Source organism: Salsipaludibacter albus, assembly GCF_019798055.1.
Classification (GTDB): Bacteria; Actinomycetota; Nitriliruptoria; order Nitriliruptorales; family Nitriliruptoraceae; genus Salsipaludibacter; species Salsipaludibacter albus.
This window is the reverse complement of the sequence record NZ_JAHOPH010000026.1, coordinates 24,553-42,771: the sequence shown is the minus strand read 5'-3', so window position 1 is coordinate 42,771 and position 18,219 is coordinate 24,553. Positions and strand designations below refer to the sequence as shown.

Annotated in this window: 19 protein-coding genes; 9 read left to right on the top strand and 10 right to left on the bottom strand. The window is 71.8% G+C overall.

All coding sequences use genetic code 11. The annotated features are described in order from the left end of the window. Window positions 1–69: 69 nt before the first annotated feature. The 3 genes from KR546_RS14335 to KR546_RS14325 are packed head-to-tail and all read right to left on the bottom strand — an operon-like array spanning window position 70 to window position 3,959. Complete coding sequence (locus KR546_RS14335; protein WP_238445404.1) at window positions 70–930, bottom strand: alpha/beta fold hydrolase; 861 nt, start codon at window positions 928–930, stop codon at window positions 70–72. Window positions 931–935: 5 nt separating this feature from the next. After that, on the bottom strand, window positions 936–2,477 hold the full coding sequence (locus KR546_RS14330) for a benzoate-CoA ligase family protein (RefSeq protein ID WP_238445403.1): 1,542 nt from the start codon (window positions 2,475–2,477) through the stop codon (window positions 936–938). Between the two features lie 51 nt (window positions 2,478–2,528). Next, complete coding sequence (locus tag KR546_RS14325; RefSeq protein ID WP_238445402.1) at window positions 2,529–3,959, bottom strand: aldehyde dehydrogenase family protein; 1,431 nt, start codon at window positions 3,957–3,959, stop codon at window positions 2,529–2,531. A 196-nt stretch (window positions 3,960–4,155) separates the two neighbouring features. Between KR546_RS14325 and KR546_RS14320 the strand changes: the two genes are divergently transcribed. The 4 genes from KR546_RS14320 to KR546_RS14305 all read left to right on the top strand — a co-directional run bounded on the left by KR546_RS14320 (window position 4,156) and on the right by KR546_RS14305 (window position 7,701). Then, window positions 4,156–4,566, top strand: a complete 411-nt coding sequence (locus tag KR546_RS14320; RefSeq protein ID WP_238445401.1) for an acyl-CoA thioesterase — start codon at window positions 4,156–4,158, stop codon at window positions 4,564–4,566. Between the two features lie 153 nt (window positions 4,567–4,719). After that, window positions 4,720–6,150 (top strand): aldehyde dehydrogenase family protein, encoded by a 1,431-nt coding sequence (locus KR546_RS14315; RefSeq protein WP_238445414.1) that lies wholly within the window; start codon window positions 4,720–4,722, stop codon window positions 6,148–6,150. A gap of 52 nt (window positions 6,151–6,202) precedes the next feature. Continuing rightward, window positions 6,203–6,973: an enoyl-CoA hydratase/isomerase family protein gene (locus tag KR546_RS14310; protein WP_238445400.1), complete on the top strand. Its 771-nt coding sequence runs from the start codon at window positions 6,203–6,205 to the stop codon at window positions 6,971–6,973. A 98-nt stretch (window positions 6,974–7,071) separates the two neighbouring features. Next, window positions 7,072–7,701, top strand: coding sequence for a TetR/AcrR family transcriptional regulator (locus KR546_RS14305; protein WP_238445399.1), 630 nt, complete (start codon window positions 7,072–7,074; stop codon window positions 7,699–7,701). Between the two features lie 74 nt (window positions 7,702–7,775). Here KR546_RS14305 and KR546_RS14300 read toward each other — a convergent pair whose 3' ends face one another. Together KR546_RS14300 and KR546_RS14295 are read right to left on the bottom strand one after the other, a co-directional pair. Then, window positions 7,776–8,426, bottom strand: a complete 651-nt coding sequence (locus KR546_RS14300; RefSeq protein ID WP_238445398.1) for an alpha/beta hydrolase family protein — start codon at window positions 8,424–8,426, stop codon at window positions 7,776–7,778. A 68-nt stretch (window positions 8,427–8,494) separates the two neighbouring features. Further along, window positions 8,495–9,253 carry a DUF4386 domain-containing protein gene (locus tag KR546_RS14295; RefSeq protein ID WP_238445397.1) on the bottom strand — a complete coding sequence of 253 codons (759 nt, stop codon included), beginning with the start codon at window positions 9,251–9,253 and terminating at the stop codon, window positions 8,495–8,497. Window positions 9,254–9,414: 161 nt separating this feature from the next. Between KR546_RS14295 and KR546_RS14290 the strand changes: the two genes are divergently transcribed. Further along, window positions 9,415–10,419 (top strand): AraC family transcriptional regulator, encoded by a 1,005-nt coding sequence (locus KR546_RS14290; protein ID WP_238445396.1) that lies wholly within the window; start codon window positions 9,415–9,417, stop codon window positions 10,417–10,419. On the opposite strand, the gene KR546_RS14285 is transcribed toward KR546_RS14290, so the two are convergent. Further along, on the bottom strand, window positions 10,406–11,446 hold the full coding sequence (locus KR546_RS14285; protein WP_238445395.1) for an NAD(P)-dependent alcohol dehydrogenase: 1,041 nt from the start codon (window positions 11,444–11,446) through the stop codon (window positions 10,406–10,408). The genes KR546_RS14290 and KR546_RS14285 overlap by 14 nt on opposite strands. Window positions 11,447–11,646: 200 nt before the next feature. On the opposite strand from KR546_RS14285, the gene KR546_RS14280 reads away from it, so the two are divergent. From KR546_RS14280 to KR546_RS14265, 4 genes are all read left to right on the top strand, one after another. After that, window positions 11,647–12,246 (top strand): sulfite oxidase-like oxidoreductase, encoded by a 600-nt coding sequence (locus KR546_RS14280; protein ID WP_238445394.1) that lies wholly within the window; start codon window positions 11,647–11,649, stop codon window positions 12,244–12,246. Between the two features lie 2 nt (window positions 12,247–12,248). After that, window positions 12,249–12,953, top strand: coding sequence for a ferredoxin reductase (locus KR546_RS14275; protein WP_238445393.1), 705 nt, complete (start codon window positions 12,249–12,251; stop codon window positions 12,951–12,953). A 48-nt stretch (window positions 12,954–13,001) separates the two neighbouring features. Then, complete coding sequence (locus KR546_RS14270) at window positions 13,002–13,289, top strand: DUF6510 family protein (protein ID WP_238445392.1); 288 nt, start codon at window positions 13,002–13,004, stop codon at window positions 13,287–13,289. A gap of 155 nt (window positions 13,290–13,444) precedes the next feature. Further along, a complete protein-coding gene (locus KR546_RS14265) occupies window positions 13,445–14,893 on the top strand; it encodes a serine hydrolase domain-containing protein (protein ID WP_238445391.1) in 1,449 nt (482 codons plus the stop codon). Window positions 14,894–14,964: 71 nt separating this feature from the next. Here the strand turns inward: KR546_RS14265 and KR546_RS14260 are convergent, their stop codons facing one another. The 4 genes from KR546_RS14260 to KR546_RS14245 all read right to left on the bottom strand — a co-directional run bounded on the left by KR546_RS14260 (window position 14,965) and on the right by KR546_RS14245 (window position 18,098). Then, window positions 14,965–15,360: a hypothetical protein gene (locus KR546_RS14260; protein ID WP_238445390.1), complete on the bottom strand. Its 396-nt coding sequence runs from the start codon at window positions 15,358–15,360 to the stop codon at window positions 14,965–14,967. Between the two features lie 264 nt (window positions 15,361–15,624). Next, window positions 15,625–16,446 (bottom strand): hypothetical protein, encoded by an 822-nt coding sequence (locus KR546_RS14255; RefSeq protein ID WP_238445389.1) that lies wholly within the window; start codon window positions 16,444–16,446, stop codon window positions 15,625–15,627. Between the two features lie 27 nt (window positions 16,447–16,473). Next, window positions 16,474–17,370 carry an ATP-binding cassette domain-containing protein gene (locus KR546_RS14250; RefSeq protein WP_238445388.1) on the bottom strand — a complete coding sequence of 299 codons (897 nt, stop codon included), beginning with the start codon at window positions 17,368–17,370 and terminating at the stop codon, window positions 16,474–16,476. Then, complete coding sequence (locus KR546_RS14245; RefSeq protein WP_238445387.1) at window positions 17,367–18,098, bottom strand: DUF4386 family protein; 732 nt, start codon at window positions 18,096–18,098, stop codon at window positions 17,367–17,369. The genes KR546_RS14250 and KR546_RS14245 overlap by 4 nt, the downstream gene beginning before the upstream one ends. Between the last annotated feature and the right edge of the window lie 121 nt (window positions 18,099–18,219).

Sequence of the window (18,219 nt, the reverse complement as noted above, 5' to 3'; positions counted from 1 at the left end):
CAGCCCGCTGCAGCGATGCGCACACTCGACAGTTCGTGGGCCACGGTAGGGGCCGTGGGGGCACCGAACTCACGGCAGTCCGGCCAGGAAGTCGACCACGGCGGCTCGGGTGGCGTCGGGGCGGTCGAGGTGGGGGGCGTGGCGGCAGTCGTCCAACTCGACCCGTGTGAACGGGCCGGCGACGCCGGCCTGCAGCAGGTCCAGCTGGTGCATCGTGCCGTACTGGTCGTCGCGACCCTGCACGCCCAGCACCGGGCAACCGATTCCGGGCAGGTACGGGGTGATGTCCCAGTCGCGGAAGGCCGGGTCCAGCCAGATCCGGTTCCAGCCCCAGAACGTCGCGGAGGCGTCGCGATGGTGACGGGCCATCCGCGCGGGGAGGTCGGAGGTCTCCCAGGCCTCGCGTGCCGCGGTGATGCCGTCGATCGACACGTCCTCGACCACGACGTGTGGCGCCATGGCCACCACGGCGGTCGGCGGCTCGACGTCCAGCCCGGCCCGGCTGGACGCGGCGTTGATCAGCGCGATCGAGGCGCCGTCGCTGTGGCCGACCAGGACCGGCGCGACCAGGTCCAGTCGGGCGAGCAGCTCGGGCAGGACCAGCACCGCCTCCTCGTGCATGTAGGTCACGTCGCGCGGCGCGGTGACGACCGCGGAGTCCCCGTGGCCGTGGCGCGACCACACGACCGTGCGCCGACCGGTCGCAGCGTGCACGTCGGCCGGGAAGGACCGCCACAGCCGCAGCGATCCCAGGCCCTCGTGCAGGAACACCAGCGGCGCCGTGTCGACCTTCTCCGGGTCCGCGGGCAGGTCCAGCACCTCCACCGGACCGCGCGACAGCCCGACCCGGAGCGGCTCGACCGGCTCCGGCACCTCCCGCTCGCGGGCAGCGGCCTGGTCGCCGGACGGCGACGTCGCAGGACTGGTCATCGTCGTCACGCCCGCAGCTTGAAGCGCTGGATCTTGCCCGTCGCGGTCCGGGGCAGGTCGTCGACGAACTCGACCAGGCGGGGGAACTGGTAGCGCAGCAGCTCGTCCTTGCAGAACTCCTGGAGCGCGAGGACCAGGTCGTCGTCCCCGTCGTGGCCGTCGCGCAGGATGACGTAGGCCTTGATCGTGGCCAGCCCGTCGACGTCGACCGCGACGACCGCCGCCTCGGACACGACCTCGTGCTCCATCAGCCGGTTCTCGACCTCGATCGGGCTGACCCACAGGCCACCCATCTTCATCATGTCGTCGGCACGGCCCTCGTAGGCGTAGTTGCCCTCGGGCGTGCGGCGGTAGCGGTCGCCGGTGCGGAACCACTCGCCGAAGATGGACCGGGCCGACGTGTCGGCGTTGTGCCAGTAGGTCATCAGGCGCGAGTCGCCACGGACGTACAGCTCGCCTGTCTGCTCCTCGCCGTCGTCGGGCACGGGGGTGCCGGACTCGTCGCGCAGCTCGACCTCGTAGCCCGGGACCGCCGTGCCCGACGTGCCGGGGGCGACCGAACCCTCGCGGTTGGAGCAGTAGATGTGCAGCATCTCGGTCGAGCCGATCCCGTCGAGGATCTCGGTGCCGGTGCGGTCGTGCCAGCGGCGCCACACCTCGGGCGGGAGCGCCTCGGCCGCCGACGCCCCGATCCGCAGGCTGGACAGGTCGCGGTCGCGCATCGTCGGGTCGTTGAGCATGGCGTTGTACAGCGTCGGGACCGAGAACAGCACGCTGGGCCGGTGGGTCTCGACGACGTCCAGGGCGGTGGGCGCGGCGGGGCGTCCGGGCATCTGGATGGCGGTCGACCCGGTGTACATCGGGAAGGTGAGCCCGTTGCCCAGCCCGTAGGCGTGGAACAGCTTCGTCGTCGAGAACGTCACGTCGTCGGTGCGCAGCCCCAGCACCCCCACGGCGTACTGCTCGCAGGTGAAGACGACGTCGTGCTGGTGGTGGATGACGCCCTTGGGCTTGCCCGTCGACCCCGACGAGTAGAGCCAGAAGGCCGGGTCGTCGGGGTGGGTGTCGAGCGGGTCGACCTCGTCGTCGCCCTCGGCCAGCCAGCCGTCCAGCGACAGTGCGGTGTCGCCGTCGTTGACGTGCACGTCGACGCCGGCGCGCTCGGCAGCGGGACCGACCTTGTCCAGAAAGCCGGGATCGGTGATGACCCGCACCGCGTAGGAGTCGCCCATGAAGTGGTCGAAGTCCTCGGGCCGGGCGAGGAAGTTGACCGGGACCGGCACCGCACCAGCCCGGATGGCACCGAGGAACGCCGCATGGAAGGCCGGGGAGTCGTCCAGCACGAGGACGATCCGCTCGCCGCGCCGCACCCCGTCGGCACGCAGCCGTGACGCGGTCCGGCACACCAGGCGGTGCACCTCGGCGAAGGTCAACGACCAGTCGTCGGCCAGCAGGGCGGTCTTGTCGCCGCGCCCGGCCTCGAGGTTGTGGTCGCTGAGCAGGCTGACGTTGCGGCGCAGGGACTCGGTGTTCACGGCGGTGCCCATCGGTCGGGACGGTCGGGTGCGAAGCGCTCGGTGCGGAGGGCGGTCCTGGCGTCAGGTCCGGATCACGACGGACTTCTGCTCGGTGTAGAACGACAGCGCCTCCTCGCCGTGCTCCTTGCCGTAGCCGGACTGCTTGACCCCGCCGAACGGCAGCTCGTCGTAGACCTTGGTGCGCGAATTGATCCACGTGTAGCCGGCGTCCAGCCGCTCGGCGGCCTGCATCGCGGCGGCGAGGTCGCTGGTCCAGACCGACGAGCCGAGGCCGAACGGCGAGGCGTTGGACCGGGCGATCGCCTCGTCGAGGTCGGCGACCGGCCACACTGGCAGCACCGGGCCGAAGGTCTCCTCCACGCTCACCCGCGCGTCGTGGGCGGGGTCGTACACGACGGTCGGCTGGTGGAAGTGGCCGGCGCCGTACTCGTCACCCTCGGGCCGGCCACCGCCCGCCAGGACCTCGCCGCCGCGCTCGACGGCGTCGGCGACCTGGGCCTCGATCAGCTCCCGGCCGTCCGCACTGTGCATGGGACCGACCTGGGTGCCCGTCCGGTCGCCCGGGCCCAGCACGAGCTTGCGAGCCTTGGCCGCGATGCCCTCGGCGACCCGCTCGGCGATCGACTCGCTGGCGTAGACCCGCTTGATGGCGAGGCAGGCCTGGCCACAGTTGAAGAACCGACCCATCGACGCCGCCGAGATGGCCGCGTCGACGTCGGCGTCGTCCAGCACGATCAACGGGTCGGACCCGCCGAGTTCGAGGGTCACCCGCTTGAGGGTGTCGGCGGCGGTGCGCATCACGTGGCGACCGACCGGCGTGGACCCGGTGAAGGCGACCTTGCGGATGTCGGGATGGTCGAGGATGGCCTGGCCGGTGGTCGCGCCCAGCCCCGTGACGACGTTGAACACCCCCGCGGGGAGGCCGGACTCGTGGAGGATGCGGGCGAAGCGCAGGGTGGTCAGCGGTGTGGTCTCGTCGGGCTTGGCCACGACGGTGTTGCCGGTGACCAGGGCGGGCCCGAGCTTGTTCGACAGCAGCGTGGTGGGGAAGTTCCACGGGACGATGGCGCCGACGACACCCAGCGGGCGGGTCAGCACCATCGCACGCGCGCCACGGTCGAGGTCCGACACGGCGGCGCCACGGATGGCCAGCGCCAGCCCGGCGTAGTGCTCGAGCGTCTCGGCGGCCCGGGAGAGTTCGAGGCGGGACTCGCGCAATGGCTTGCCCTGCTCGCTGGTGAGGATCGGGGCGAGTTCGTCGATCGCGTCCCGTACCGCGGCGGCACCGTCACGCAGCAGGTGGCCACGGGTCGAGGCCGGGGTCGCCCACCAGTCGGGGAACGCGTCGGACGCTGCCTGCACGGCGCGGTCGACGCCGTCGGCACCGACGTCGGCCACGGTGTCGACCAGGTCACCGGTCGCGGGATCGTGCACCTCGATGGGTCCACCAGGAAGGTCCAGGACCTCCCCGTCGACGAACGATCCGGGCATCGGCGGCCTCCTCGACGGCGTCGCGGTGCAGGTCGCGGCCGGGCACGGGGTTGCGGTGCGGGGACGGGCCTGCCACACTGGGCGGTGTGATCCAGACTAACCGGTCAGTCAGTCTTCCGCAACGGGTGGCGTCCGACCCGCCGGCCACCGCCAGACCGACGGCCGTCACGTCGAACCCGCCACCATCGGAGACCCCGTGAACCTGCCGTCCGTGAGCCTCCGGCGGCGGCTGCAGTGGATGGACACCGACGCCGCCGACCGCTGGCACCACGCCGTGCTGATCCGGTGGGCCGAGGAGGGCGAGGCTGAGCTGCACCGGGCCATCGGGGTCATCGACGAGACCTTCGGCGCGACCCCACGCGTGGCCCTGTCGCTCGACTACTCGGCCCCCGTCCGCTTCGACGACGAGGTCGAGATCACCTTCGCGGTGACGCGGGTCGGGCGCACGTCGGTGACCTACGCCTTCGAGGCCACACTCGTGGACGGCCCCCGGGTGGGCGGCGGCGAGGTCGTGACCGTGTGGTCCCCCGATGGTGCGGCCCCGCGCCCCTGGCCCGACCACCTCCGTGCCGCCCTCGACGGGACGGACGACCGGGATCCGGACTGACCCGTCAGTCAGTCCACCTGCTAGGGTGGTTTCGACGCACGGGAGGTCGACGGGCTCGACCCGCGCAAGGACCGCGGGGCGACCCCGGACCCTCCACCTCCCCGCACCCCATCCCGACGAGACCTCTCGACCGAAGGCAACGACGTGGCAGACATGTGGATCAACGGCTCGACGCATGCCGGCAGCGGGGCGGAGCGCGAGGTCGTGAACCCCGCGACCGGTGCGGTGGTCGACACCACGACCGACGCGACCCCCGACGACGTCGACGCCGCGGTCGAGGCCGCGACCACCGCGGCGGCCGAGTGGGCCGCGACCGACGTCACCGCCCGCGCCAAGCTGCTGCGCACGCTTGCCGACGCCCTGGCCGACAACAGCGACGAGCTCGTCGCCACGCTCGTCGCCGAGCAGGGCAAGCCCCTGCTGGAGGCAAACGGCGAGTTCCACCACATGCTCTCCGGGCTGCGCTACTACGCCGAGTCCGCGACGAAGGTCCGGGGCGTCCACCAGGAGCTGCCGAGCCAGTTCGGTCCGGCCTACGGCCTGGTGAAGCGCCATCCGTTCGGCGTGGTCGGCGCGATCATGCCGTGGAACTTCCCGCTGACCCTGCTGGCCAACAAGCTGGGCCCGGCGTTGGCCGCGGGCAACACGGTCGTCGCCAAGCCGGCCGAGACCACGCCGCTCGCGACCCTGCAGGTCGCCCGGATCGCGACCGAGGCGGGGCTGCCCGACGGCGTCTTCAACGTCGTGACCGGGGGCGGCGAGACCGGCGGCGCGCTGGTCGGCCACCCCGACGTGCCACGGATCGCCTTCACCGGGTCGACCGCGACCGGCCGCACCCTGATGGAGACCGCTGGCCCGGCGCTCAAGCACGTCAGCCTGGAGCTGGGTGGCTCCGACCCGACGATCGTGCTCCCGGACGCCGACCTCGAGACAGCCGTGAAGACCATCCAGATCGGGCGCTACTGGAACGCCGGGCAGGTGTGCCTGGCGCCAAAGCGAGCCTTCGTGCACGCCGACGTCTTCGACCAGTTCGTCGAGCTGCTGTCCGGGCGGATCGAGCGCTACGAGCCCGGTGACGGCACCACCAAGCCGGACAAGCCGAAGCTGCGGATCGGTCCCCTGCACACCGCGGCCCAGCGTGACCTGCTGGTCGACCAGGTGGCCGACGCGGTCGACGCCGGCGCCGAACTGGTGACCGGTGGCCACGTCGTGGAGGGTGACGGACACTTCTACCAGCCGGGCCTGGCCGTGGACGTCCCGGACGACTCGCGACTGTCCACCGAGGAGGTCTTCGGTCCGGTCCTGCCGGTGTGGTCGGTCGACTCGCTGGACGAGGCGATCGAGCGGGCCAACGCCACCGCCTACGGGCTGGGCTCGTCGATCTGGACGACCGACGGGACCGCGATCAACCGGGCCGTCAACGAGCTCGACGCGGGCATGACCTGGGTCAACCAGTTGCACTACGGCTACGACGAGATGCCGTTCGGTGGCACCAAGCAGTCCGGTCTCGGCAAGGAGCACGGCCTCGAGGCCCTCGCCGAGTACTCCCGCTACAAGTCCAGCGTCATCGGCGGCCTCGGCTGATCCACCCAGTCCCACCCGTCCACATCCCGACCGCTCCAGCAAGGACCGCCCCATGGCCGTCACCGCCTCCACCGCCGACCGCGTCGGCCGGATCGTCCTCGACCGGCCGCCGGCCAACAGCTACGACCCCGACTTCCTCGAGGAGCTGGACGCGGCGATCACCAGCGTGGTCGACGACGACGCGATCGCGGTCGTGGTGTCGTCGTCCGGCGAGAAGTTCTTTTCGGCAGGTGCGGACGTCAAGGGATTCCTGGACCGCAGCGCCGACGACAACAACGCCATGGTCGCCCGAGCCCACGAGGTGTTCGACCGGTTCGCCGCCGAGGACCCGGTCTTCGTGGCGGCGATCGCCGGCCACGCCCTGGGGGGCGGCTACGAGATCGCCCTGGCCTGTGACATCCGGGTCGCCGCGACCGGGCGGTACCGGATCGGCCTGCCCGAGGTGACCCTGGGCCTGCTGCCCGGGACCGGCGGGACCCAGCGACTCCCCCGGCTGATCGGGCGCGGGCGCGCGCTGGACCTGATGCTGGCGGGCCGGGCGGTGACGCCGGAGGAGGCCCACGAGCTGGGCATGGTCGACCGGCTGGTCGAGGCCGACGAGCTGGAGGCGACGGTCGACGAGATGGTCACGTCGCTGGCGGGCGGCGCCCCGCTGGCGATCGCGGCCGTCAAGCACGCCGTGCACCGCGGGGTCGACCGCGACCTCGCCGACGGTCTTCGCGTCGAACTGGAGGAACTGGCACCCTTGTTCGCCAGCGACGACGCGGTCGAGGGGATGACCGCGTTCACCGAGAAGCGCTCCCCGGAGTACCGGGGGAGCTGACCCTCGGCGTCACGGCGCACCCGACCAGTCGCCACCTCGCCACGAACCCGACACGACGAGCCCGTTCGAACCGGCGCACCACCGTCCGAAGGCCCGGCATGACCGAGACCACCACCCAGCCGACCATCGCCGAGCTGGAGACCTCGCTGTCGGACCGGGAAGTCGACATCATCCGGGCCGCCTACCGGGTCATCTCCGACCGGGGTGGACATCGGGTGTCGCTGCAGGACGTCGCCGACCGCGCCGAGGTCTCCAAGGGGCTGGTGCTGTACCACTTCCAGTCCAAGTCGAACCTGCTGTTGACGACCATGCGCTGGGCGCTGCTGACCGTGGCCGAGCGCATCCAGGCCGCGGTCGCCGCGGCCGACGACCCGGTCGAGGCCCTCGACGACATGCTCGACATCCTGTTCGTGGACGCACCCCGCAACCGCGCCTACCAACTGCTCTACGTGGACCTGGTCGAGCACGCCGCCCGCGACGAGGCGTTCGTCGAGGTGGCCCAGATGACCGAGCGGATCGTGGACGGGCTGTTCGCCACCGTGATCCGCGAGGGCGTCCAGGCCGGGGTCTTCCACGTCGACGACCCCGACGAGGCCGCCGCGGTCATGCGCGCCGTCGTCGAGGGCACCTTCGTCGCCTGGCTGCCCCGACCCGACTGGGAGACCGCCCACGCCGAGCTGCGCCCCCGCGTCCGCCGCACCCTCCACACCCTCTTCGGCGTCGCCTGAAACGGGTGTCGAGGTCGTACCCGGCAGCCCACGACCGCCCGTGCGACCCACGGATCCCACGGCCTGGGAACTGGTCAGGCATCGCCGTCGCCGCTCGTCTCGATGCTGGCCATGGGCAGGTCTGCCGGGGTGTCCAGGAGCCTGCCGGCCGCGTCGTCACCGGCCAGCGTGTCGAGCAGGAACGCGGTGGGGACGTGCGCCACGACGTCGTGACGCGTCGCGCGGTGGCCGTCCGCGTCGTCACAGAGGCCCATCGGCACGAACGGCGTCACCCGGCGGAGGCGATCACAGCGCCCGGTGAACACCAGGTGCTCGGCGCCCTCCAGGCCGCCCACGACGCGCCGATGGCTGCCGACGTGTGCGAACGTCATGCCGGCACCCAGGTCCCACGGGGTCCCGGTGTCGTCGCGACCACCGACGGCCAGGACCGGCGTGGTCATCGCGGCCAGCCCGTCGGCGTCGAACAGGTAGGCGTCGCCGGCAAGGGCGACCACCGCGTCGACGTCCGTGGTGGGCGCGAGCCGCGGAAGCGACGTCCCCGCGAGTCCCACACGTCGGGCCAGCGCGTCGAGGTTCGGCGCCAGCACCCCGCACAGCCAGGCTGCCTCGTCGTCGACGGAGTCGCCGGGGACACCGGCGTCGCAGCGGTCGGCGAACGCGTTGGTGTCCAGCCGGGCGCCACCGACCGCCAGGGCGGCATGACCGCCGATCGAGTGGCCGAGCACGCCGACCCGAGGCGAGGTGCTCGGCCAGCCTGGCGTACGAGCTGGCGGCGATGCCGGCCCGTGGGGGGTCACGCCAGGGTGTGGGCCGGCGCCGGGGCGGTCGTGGGCTCCAGGCGCCGACCACGCAGGACGAGCCACAGGGCGAAGGCGGGCTCGACGACGATCGCGACCAGGTAGAAGGGGTCGATCGCGGCCGACAGGGTCGGGGCGAACACCGCCGCGAGCGAGCCGACCAGGTAGACGACGCCGGTGGCGGCCATCCCGAGCCACAGCAGCCGCGGGACGACCCCGGTCGTGGACAGCAGGCGGGCCACGGCCAGGCACGACACCGCGAACGCGATCAGCCCGACGTCGTAGACCAGGGCGTGCGTCTCCATCGCCCCCAACGCGGCGTCCGCGGCACCCGGCACGCCGGCGACGGCGTCCCGGGCGTGGCCGAGCGCACGCAGCGGGTTGACGAGGTTGGCCGTCAGCACGGCGGCCTGGACCAGTCGCGCGACGGTGGCGACCAGCGCCAGGCGCTCGTCCACGTGGCGCAGCAGCCGGTACAGCCCGAACGCGACGGTGACGTCCAGCGCGATCATCACGACGTCGGCGCCGATGCCGCTGCCGAACAGCCAGGGCGATGCAGCGATCGACTCGGCCGTCGCCACGGCGTCGCCGGGCGAGACCAGCGACATGCGGACGACGAACTCGGCGAACAATCCGCACAGGACGATGCCGAGGTAGGCAAGGCCGGTGGTGCGGGCGGTCGGGCGGGCCACCCTGCCGCGGGTCGACGTGGCGCGGGCGATGGCGGTCTGGGAGGTGGTCTGGGCGGGGGTCATGGGGCGGCTCCGTTCGGGTCGTCGAGGTGATGGAAAGGACCCTACGAAGCGACGATCCCGGGCTCTTGGCCGGTCCCGCCAGCTTCTTGACCGAGCCGGCCAGCACCCCGGTCGCCGGTCGTGGCGGGCATCCGCTCGCCCCGGTCTGCTAGAACGTGCCCATGGCAACCGTCAGCTCCAACATCCTGCGTCGGATGATCACCGTCGCGGACCCGTCGGTGCCGCGACAGGAACTGCTGGACATCGCCGGGGTCACGTCCGTCGAACCCGAGACGGGCCAGCCGTCACTGGTGTCGGACGACGCCTACTACACGCTGATCGAGCGGGCCGTGCGCGACGGCGACCACCAGTTCCCGCTGCGCTACGGCGCGTCGGTCGAACCGGCCATGTTCGGGGCGCTCGGCCACGCGATGGTCACCGCCCCCACGCTGCAGGACGCGATCGAGCGCATCATCCGCTACATCCTGGTGGTCAGCGACACCCTGGAGTACGACCTGCACATCACCGAGGACGGGGCCGCGATCCGCCTGCTGGGCCGGACCGGGCCCCGACACGGGATGCAGGTCGCCAACGAGTGCGCGCTGGCGGCGATGACCACGATCCTGCGCTCGAGCGTGGGCGCGCCGCTGCGGGCGTCGCTGGTGACGTTCCGGCACGCCGCACCGCCCACGACCCGCGACCACCGGGCCTACTTCGGCGGGCCGGTGCGTTTCGGGGCCACCGAGGATGCGCTTCACCTCCCCGCGTCGGCCCTGTCCGCACGCACACGCCTGGCCGACGCCGGGCTGTCGGCGTACCTCCTGGCCCAGCTGGACGACCTGCACCGTGAACAGGGCGGCGACCGGTCGGTCGTCGAGCGGGTCCGCGCCGCCGTCGCGGACACGCTGTGCGACGGGGTGCCCGGCAAGGCGGAGGTCGCCAGCCGCCTGGCGATGAGCGAGCGCACGCTGCACCGGCGCCTGGCGGACCACGACGCCACGTTCCAGCAGGTCACCGACGAGGTCCGCCTCGACATCGCGTGTTCGCTCCTGGCCGACCCCGGCCGCCCACTCGGCGAGGTCGCGTTCTTCACCGGGTTCGCCGGCCAGAGCGCCTTCACCCGGGCGTTCAAGCGCTGGACCGGCACGACCCCGCTGGCCCACCGCCAACAGCTCACCGGCTCCTGACACCCCCGGCGCCGATCTGCACGACGGCCTTGCCACGCAGCCGGCCGGCTCGGAGCGCGCCGATCGTGTCGGGGACCTCGGCGAGCCCGACCGTGTGGCCGATCGCGGGCACGACCGCCCCGGACGCCAGGTCATCCGCGAGTCGGTCGACCACGTCGCGGTGCTCACGGGCGATGAACGTGGTCATCCGCTGGCCGACGAACGGCGACCACAGCACGGCGCGCAGCTGGCGGCCGAGCCCGCCGGTGATGCTGCTGCCCCCCTCGGCGCCCACGATCACGAGCGTGCCGGTGGGGGTCAGGAGCCGCCGCAGGGTCCGGACCGGTGCCAACCCGCCGATGCTCAGGACGACGTCGTACTCGACCCCCTCGCTGTCCAGCGAGTCGCGGTCGTAGGCGATGACGTGGTCCGCGCCGAGGTCGCGGACCAGGTCGGCCTTGGCCGCGCTGGCCACGCCGGTGACGGTCGCGCCGCGGGCGACGGCCAACTGCACGGCGTAGGAGCCGACGCCGCCGGACGCGCCGATCACGAGGACGCGCATGTCCGGCTGGACACCGGCGACGTCGTCGACGGCCTGCAACGCCGCGCCGCCCGAGATCGCGGCGACCGCCGCCTGCTCGTCGGTGATGCCGTCGGGGACGCGGCTGAGCTTGGCCGTCTCGGCGACCGCGTACTGCGCGAAGGTGGCGATGCCGATGCCGAACACCCGGTCGCCGACGTCGAACGCCGCGACGTCGGAGCCGACCGCGACGACACGACCGGACAGGTCGAAGCCCGGGATGGACTGCCTGGGCTTGCGGATGCCGTACCCGGCGAGCCGCACCACGTACGGGCGGCCAGTGACGAGGTGCCACACGCCCTGGTCGATGCCGGCCGCAGCGACCTCGACCAGGACCTGGCCCGGGCCGGGGCTGGGGGTCGCCACGGTCGTGAGCCGGAGCTGGTGGGGGCTGGTGTAGCTGGACTGCGTGATCGCCTCCATGGTGGTCGGGATCGCGCGGGGGATGTCGTGGTGGGTGCTCTGCATGTCGGGTCCGTTCCGGTCGTGTGCTGGTGTGTTGGCACGCTACGAACGTCCGCGGCGTGCCTCTTGGCCGTTCCTGCCAGCCTGTTGCCCGTCCGGGCCAGGGCGGCAGGCTCGCGTGGGATCGGTCGAGGCGAACCTGGGCGGCGTGCTAGCGTCCCGCCGAGCAGCCGGCACCGGCGTCGACTGGGCGGAGGCGACGGATGAGCGTCACGGCAGGCTTCGGGGGGCGGCGGGGCGACGACGACGAACGTCTGCCACCGGGCCAGTACCGCGTGGACGACTTCCCGGTGTTGACAGCCGGTCCCACGCCACTGGTGGAGACCGATTCGTGGGCGTTGACGGTCCGCGACGACCAGGTGGAACGGACCTGGAGCTGGGACGAGTTCACCGCGCTGGAGGTCGAGTCGGTCACCACCGACATCCATTGCGTGACGCACTGGTCGAAGTTCGACACCCAGTGGGCGGGCGTGTCGGTGGCGACGCTGTTGGACGAGGCAGGGGTCCGTGACGACGCGCCGTACGCGCAGGTGTACTGCTACGGCGGCTACACCACCAACCTTCCGGTCGAGGACCTCGTGGACCGTGTGGCACTGGTGGCCCACACCTTCGACGGTGACCCGTTGGAGGTCGAGCATGGCGGCCCGGCCCGGCTGCTGGTCCCACACCTGTACCTGTGGAAGAGCGCGAAGTGGATCCGGGGGATCCGGCTCGTCGACCACGACCAGCCGGGCTTCTGGGAGTCGGCGGGGTACCACAACCACGGAGATCCGTGGTTGGAACAGCGCTACGCCGGCGACTGAGGATGCTGCGCTGGCGCCAGGCAACGGTCACGCAACGCATCGCCGAGACGGATTCGGCGACCACCCTGGTGCTGGACGTGCCGGGCTGGACGACCCACCGAGCCGGCCAACACGTCGACCTGCGGCTCACCGCCCCCGACGGCTACCAGGCCACGCGCAGCTACTCGGTGGCATCCGCCCCCGCCCGACCCCTGGCGATCACGGTGCAACGGGTGGACGACGGCGAGGTGTCACCGTTCCTGGCCGATGTCGCGCGACCGGGCACGGCGGTGGAGGTGCGAGGTCCGGTGGGTGGATGGTTCGTGTGGGAACCCAACACCACCGACCGGGTCGTGCTGCTGGCCGGTGGCTCGGGGATCGTGCCACTCGCGTCGATGCTGCGACACCGTCGGCGCCTCGGCGACCCCACGCCCTTCCACCTGGTGTACTCGGCCCGCACCCCCGACCGGATTCTCTACCGCGACGAGTTGGCGGCCACCACGGAAGGTGAACACGTCGTGATCACGCTCACCGGCGACGACATCCCCCCCGACTGGGACGGCGAGACCGGTCGCGTCGACGCCCAGACACTGCGACGACACCTGCCGGCCCCCAGTGGCGGGCTGACCTACGTGTGCGGACCGACCGCGTTCGTCGAGGCGGCAGCCGCGTCCCTGGCGGTGCTTGGCTACGGTCCCACCACGATCCGCACCGAACGCTTCGGGTGATCGGGCCCGAACGCCCGCGTCGACATCCCCGTTGCAAGGCAGACCCCGATGGCCCAGGACACCTCCACCCCCGCGGAACGGTCGACCGCCCACGTCGACGGCAATGCCCTGGCCGGGGCGCTGGCATTGGCCTTCGGCACCGACATGACCACGGCAACCGTGCAGTGTGGCGACTGCGACGACCGCCACCGGGTGGCCGCCACCCACGTCTACCTGCGCTGTCCCGGGATGGTCATGCGCTGCCCCGCGTGCGGCGCCACCGAGATCGTGCTCACCGAGATCCGTGGCCGCATCGGTCTCCACGTGCGGAGGGTGACGGCGATCTCCTTCGCATGACCGTCGGCCCGTCCAGGCGGGCAGCGAGGCCACACCGTCTGCCCGGACTGCGACGTCGTGCCCGGGCGACTGATGGTCGACCAGCCCACGCTCGACGACGCGTTCGTCGCCCGCGCGGGCCGTAGGCTCGGCGACGACACCCCGGAGGTACGGCGATGAGCGCCCTGACCACCCGCCGTGCCCAGGCACGGGTCGGCCTCGCGGCTGCCCTGGTAATGGGTCTCGGTGTCGCCGGGCAGGCGGCCATGCCACAGGGATCGGTCGAGGACGTCATCGATGCGCAGATGCCGGCCTCGGGCGTGCCTGGCCTGGCCTACGCCGTGGTGGACGATGACGCCACGACCACGGCGGGCGCGCGCGGGGTCGCCAGGGCCGGGAGTGACCGCGAGGTCACCCCGGACACGCCCTTCCTGACCGGCTCGATCTCCAAGAGCTTCACCGCCCTTGCCGTCATGCAACTGGTCGAGGCCGGCGAGGTCGACCTGGATGCCGAGCTGTCCCAGTACCTCGACGGCTTCTCGGGACGACCCGCCGGTGCCGTGACCATCCGCCAACTCCTCAGCCACACCAGCGGCTTCTCCACGTTGCAGGGCAACGCCTCGCACACCGACGCGGCATCGGGCAGGGACGAACTGGCACTCCGGGTGGACGCGCTGGCCAAGACGGCCCCGGCAGGCCAGCCCGGCGAACGGTTCGAATACTCCAACGCCAACTACGTGCTCCTGGGTCGCCTGATCGAGGTCGTGAGCGGTCAGGACTACCAGTCGTACGTGGCCTCCAACATCCTCGAGCCAGTCGGCATGGACAACAGCTTCGTCGCTGACGGCGAGGCCCACGAGGCCATGGCGACCGGGCACCGCCCCTGGTTCACCACCAAGCGACCGCTCCCGGACACCACGACCGACCGCGCGACGGCTCCGCAAGGTGGAGTCGTCGCAAGTGCCAACGACCTGTCGCGGTACATGGCCATGATGCTCAACGGCGAGGACGACGTGCTCAGTGCCGCTGGCAAGGCGCAGATGATGCGGCCAGCGAGTTCGGCCTCGCCGTTCTACGGCTTCGGCTGGTTCGTCGACACCGACAACGGGACGGTGTGGCACTCCGGGTCGACTCCCGGGTTCGAGACGCTCGCGACGATGCGTCCCTCGGAGCGCACCGGGGTCGTGGTGTTGGTCAACGGCGGCAGTGGCATCGGCTTCGGGGAAACGACCCAGCTCCGCAACGGCATCACCGCCCGCGCCCTCGGTCTCGACGACGACGGCGAGGGCTCGCGATGGCCCCAGAAGGCGCTGTTCCTCGGCCTGGTGCTGCTTCCTGTCGTCTACCTGCTGAGCATGGTCTGGGCGTGGCGTCACCGAGTCGAGATTCGGGCCAAGTCGGGACCCGCCGGCCTGTTCAGCCTCTGGTTCCCGCTGCTGACCACCCTGGCCGCGGCGTGGGTCATGCTGTACCTGGTTCCGAACCTCGTCGGCGCACCACTGACCACGCTGGCCCTGTTCCAGCCCGACCTCGGCATGCTGCTCATCGCATCCGCGATTGCCGGCGTGACGTGGGCCGTGTTCAGGCTCGGCGTCGCCTCCACCAAGGGACCTCCGCTCCCCTGACCCACGCCTCGGCCCGGTCGTCCCGGGTCAGGAGTGCTGGCGACCACGCCGTGCAGTGCGGCCGGTCGAGGTCAGGACCGGGCGACCAGGACCGTCATGACGGCGGCCGCGGCGGTCGCCGCTCCGAGGGCCCAACGTTCGACCAGGCTCGTGGAGGCCAGGTTCGCGAGGGTGTTGAGGACGAGGTAGACGGCCACGACCCACGTGCCGCGGAGCACGAGCGCCGATGCCGCGAGGTCCGGGGCGACGACGCCGGCGCGAGCAAGCACGAGCCAGCCCGCGCCGACCAGGAGGCCGATCGCCACGACACTCGCGACCCGGTACGGGGCGGGCAGTGCCTCGCCGGGACCGGCGACACGCCCCCCGTACACGTGCGCACCCCATGGGGCGCCGAGCACGAGGGCGAGCTGCATGGCCGCGACCCCACCGAGGATGGTCGTGACACCGATGGCGGCGATCTTCTCCATGGGGGTTTCTCCGGTCTGCTGAGCTGAGGTGGCTATCACGCTATGGACGCGGTTTCGTGGCCTCTTGCCCGTTCCCGCCAACCTCTTGCCCGTCCCTGCCAAGCGTGCCGCCAGAACCCGCGAAGGATCGGGCCCCGAACGACCGGGTCAGCATGGTCCGCAGCGACCGGCGCCCGAGCCGTGTCCCGTTCCGGTGCAGCACGAACTGCCCCAGCGTCCCGGGTCATGCAACGTCAGGGCGTCTGGGCGGGTGGCGCATGCAGGTCAGTGGGCGTCGCGCCGGTGGAGCAGCGCGGCGCCGACGACCAGCGCCAGGAGCGAGTAGCCACCGAAGACCGCGGCGTTCTGTGGCAGGGACAGGGCCACGGCGAGGGCATCGGGGTCGTCGACCACGATCTGCAGCAGGCCGTTGCCGGCCACGAAGGGCAGGAAGCGGGAGAGCTGCGGGTCGAGGAAGACCGCCAGCAGGTTCTCGACGACCAACCACCACACGAGCAGCCCGGAGATGGCGACGGTGCTGTGGCGTGCGGCCATGCCCACCCCGAGGCCGAGCAGCGCTGACAGCGTGGCGAAGGCCACGGCCCACAGGCTGCTCTCGAGGATCGTGGAGGTGTGACCTGCGGGGATGCCTCCGAGGACGGCGCCGAGCAGGCCCGCAGCGACGCCGGCGAGACCGAGCGCTGCCCCGAACACGGCGGTGGTGGTGGCCTTGGCCGCCGCCACGACCCACCGGCGCGGCTGTGCGCTCAGGGTCGGTCCGAGGCTGCCATGCTGCGCTTCGGTGCTGAACAGCAGGATGCCCGCGACCGCAGCGAAGACCGCCGTGAAGACGGACGCGAACAGGAACAGCATCGCGACCGTCATCGGCTCGTCGTCGACGTAGCGGGCCACGCCCCAGGTCACGAGTGTGCCGACGGCGACGGTGAGTGCGGCGATCGCCCGGTAGGAACGCACCGTCGTGAGCTTGATGGACTCGCTGACGAGCGCACGGCCGAGGCGGCGCACGGTGGAGACCGCGACCGGGTCGAGCGTCGGCGGAGAGGCCGCGGGGGTGCCGGTGGCGGAGATGGTCGTGGTGCTGGTCATGGTCGGTGCTCCTTGCGGTCGCGCCCGTCAGACAGCGCTGAACTCGGCGGCGTTGTTGGTGAGGTCGAGCAGGTGGTCCTCCAAGGACGTGGTCACCTCGGTCAGCTCCACGAGTCGGATCCCGTGGTCGAACGCGAGCTGCGAGACGATGTCGCGGCTCGCGCCACGCACGGTCAGCCGCGCACCCTGCGAGCGGGCGTCGACGTCTGCCTGCAGGAGGAGGTCGGTGAGCGCCGTGGCGTCCGACGTCTCGGCGTGCACCACCGTGTCGCCGGCAGGTGTGAACGTGTCCAAGGGGCCCGCACCGAGGAGCCGACCACCCCCGATCACGACGAGGTCGTCCACGAACATGGCCAGCTCGCCGATGAGGTGGCTGGACACGAACACCGTCCCCCCGCGGTCCGCGAAGTCGCGCAGGTGGTCACGGAGCCACCGGATGCCGTCGGGGTCGAGACCGTTCGCTGGCTCGTCGAGGAGCAGGACCCGCGGCCGACCGAGCAGCGCCGTCGCGAGGGCCAGACGTTGGCGCATGCCCAGCGAGAAGCCGCCGGCGCGCTGTCGTGCGACGGAGGTCAGTCCCACGGCGGCCAGGGCCTCGCTCACACGCTCGGTGGGCAGGCCGCTGAGCGCCGCCGTGGCGCGCAGGTGGTCCCGCGCGCTGCGGCCGGGATGGACACTGCGGGCATCGAGCACGGACCCGACCACGCTCGCCGGTGTGGCGAGGTCGATGTAGCGGTGGCCGTCGTAGCGGACCTCGCCGGCGTCGGGACGGTTGAGCCCGACCATGGCGCGCATCGTTGTGGACTTGCCGGCACCGTTCGGGCCGACGAAGCCGGTGACCCGGCCGGCGGCGACATCGAAGCTCAGGTCGTCGACGGCGGTGCGCGCGCCGTACCGCTTGGTGAGGTTGGTGACGCGGATCATCGGACACTCGACGTCTCGGTGCGAGCACCCCGGACCAGGTGGATCCCGAGCCACGTGAGCCAGACGATGCTCCCGAGGCCGAAGATGCTCGTGATGACCTCCGCGGCGAACAGCGACGTGGTCGCGATGCCGGCGACGCCGGTCAGGACGCCGATCCGGTTGAGCCAGACCGGCAGCGTCCGGCTGCGCAGGGCGGCCAGGCTGACCAGGCCGATCCACAGGCCGCCAACGATCTCGATGCCGCCACCCATCCCCTCCATGAGCAGGCGAGTGGTGCTCCACGCGGCTGCGGCCCTGTCGCCGTCGATCGTGGCGAGCGTGGCGACGATGTCGCCGCCGACGATGGCGGTCATGCCGACAGCGAACATCAGCGTCGCCCAGACCAGGCCGAAGATCGTGCCGACCCGGGCCATCGTGGGTGCACCACCACGGACGCGGTCGTAGATCGCCGGGGCGAGCACGACGAGCGCGCCGCCGAAGACGAGGTAGATGACCGCGTACCAGGCGTGCAGGATCAGCTGGTTGTCGACCAGGAACGCGACGTGTGTCGCGGGGTCGATGGCCAGCGCCCCGTACTCAGCGCCTGCGATCACGGTGCCATACACGGCGAAGCCGAAGACGAAGGTCGCTGCCTGGAGCAGCGCAGCCCAGCCGCCGGCACGCTGGCCGGGCAGCCGGCTGTCGGGGACCACCGCATCGGTGGTCGCCTGTCGAAGAGAGGTGTTCACGGTTCGTCCGTTCGTCGAGGCCACGGTTCTCCGTCGCCGGGTGGCACCATGCCCGATCACGGTCGAGCCTCGGTTGAGCCCCGGTTGAGCCCGTTCGCGCAACCGGACGACGTGCCGGGCG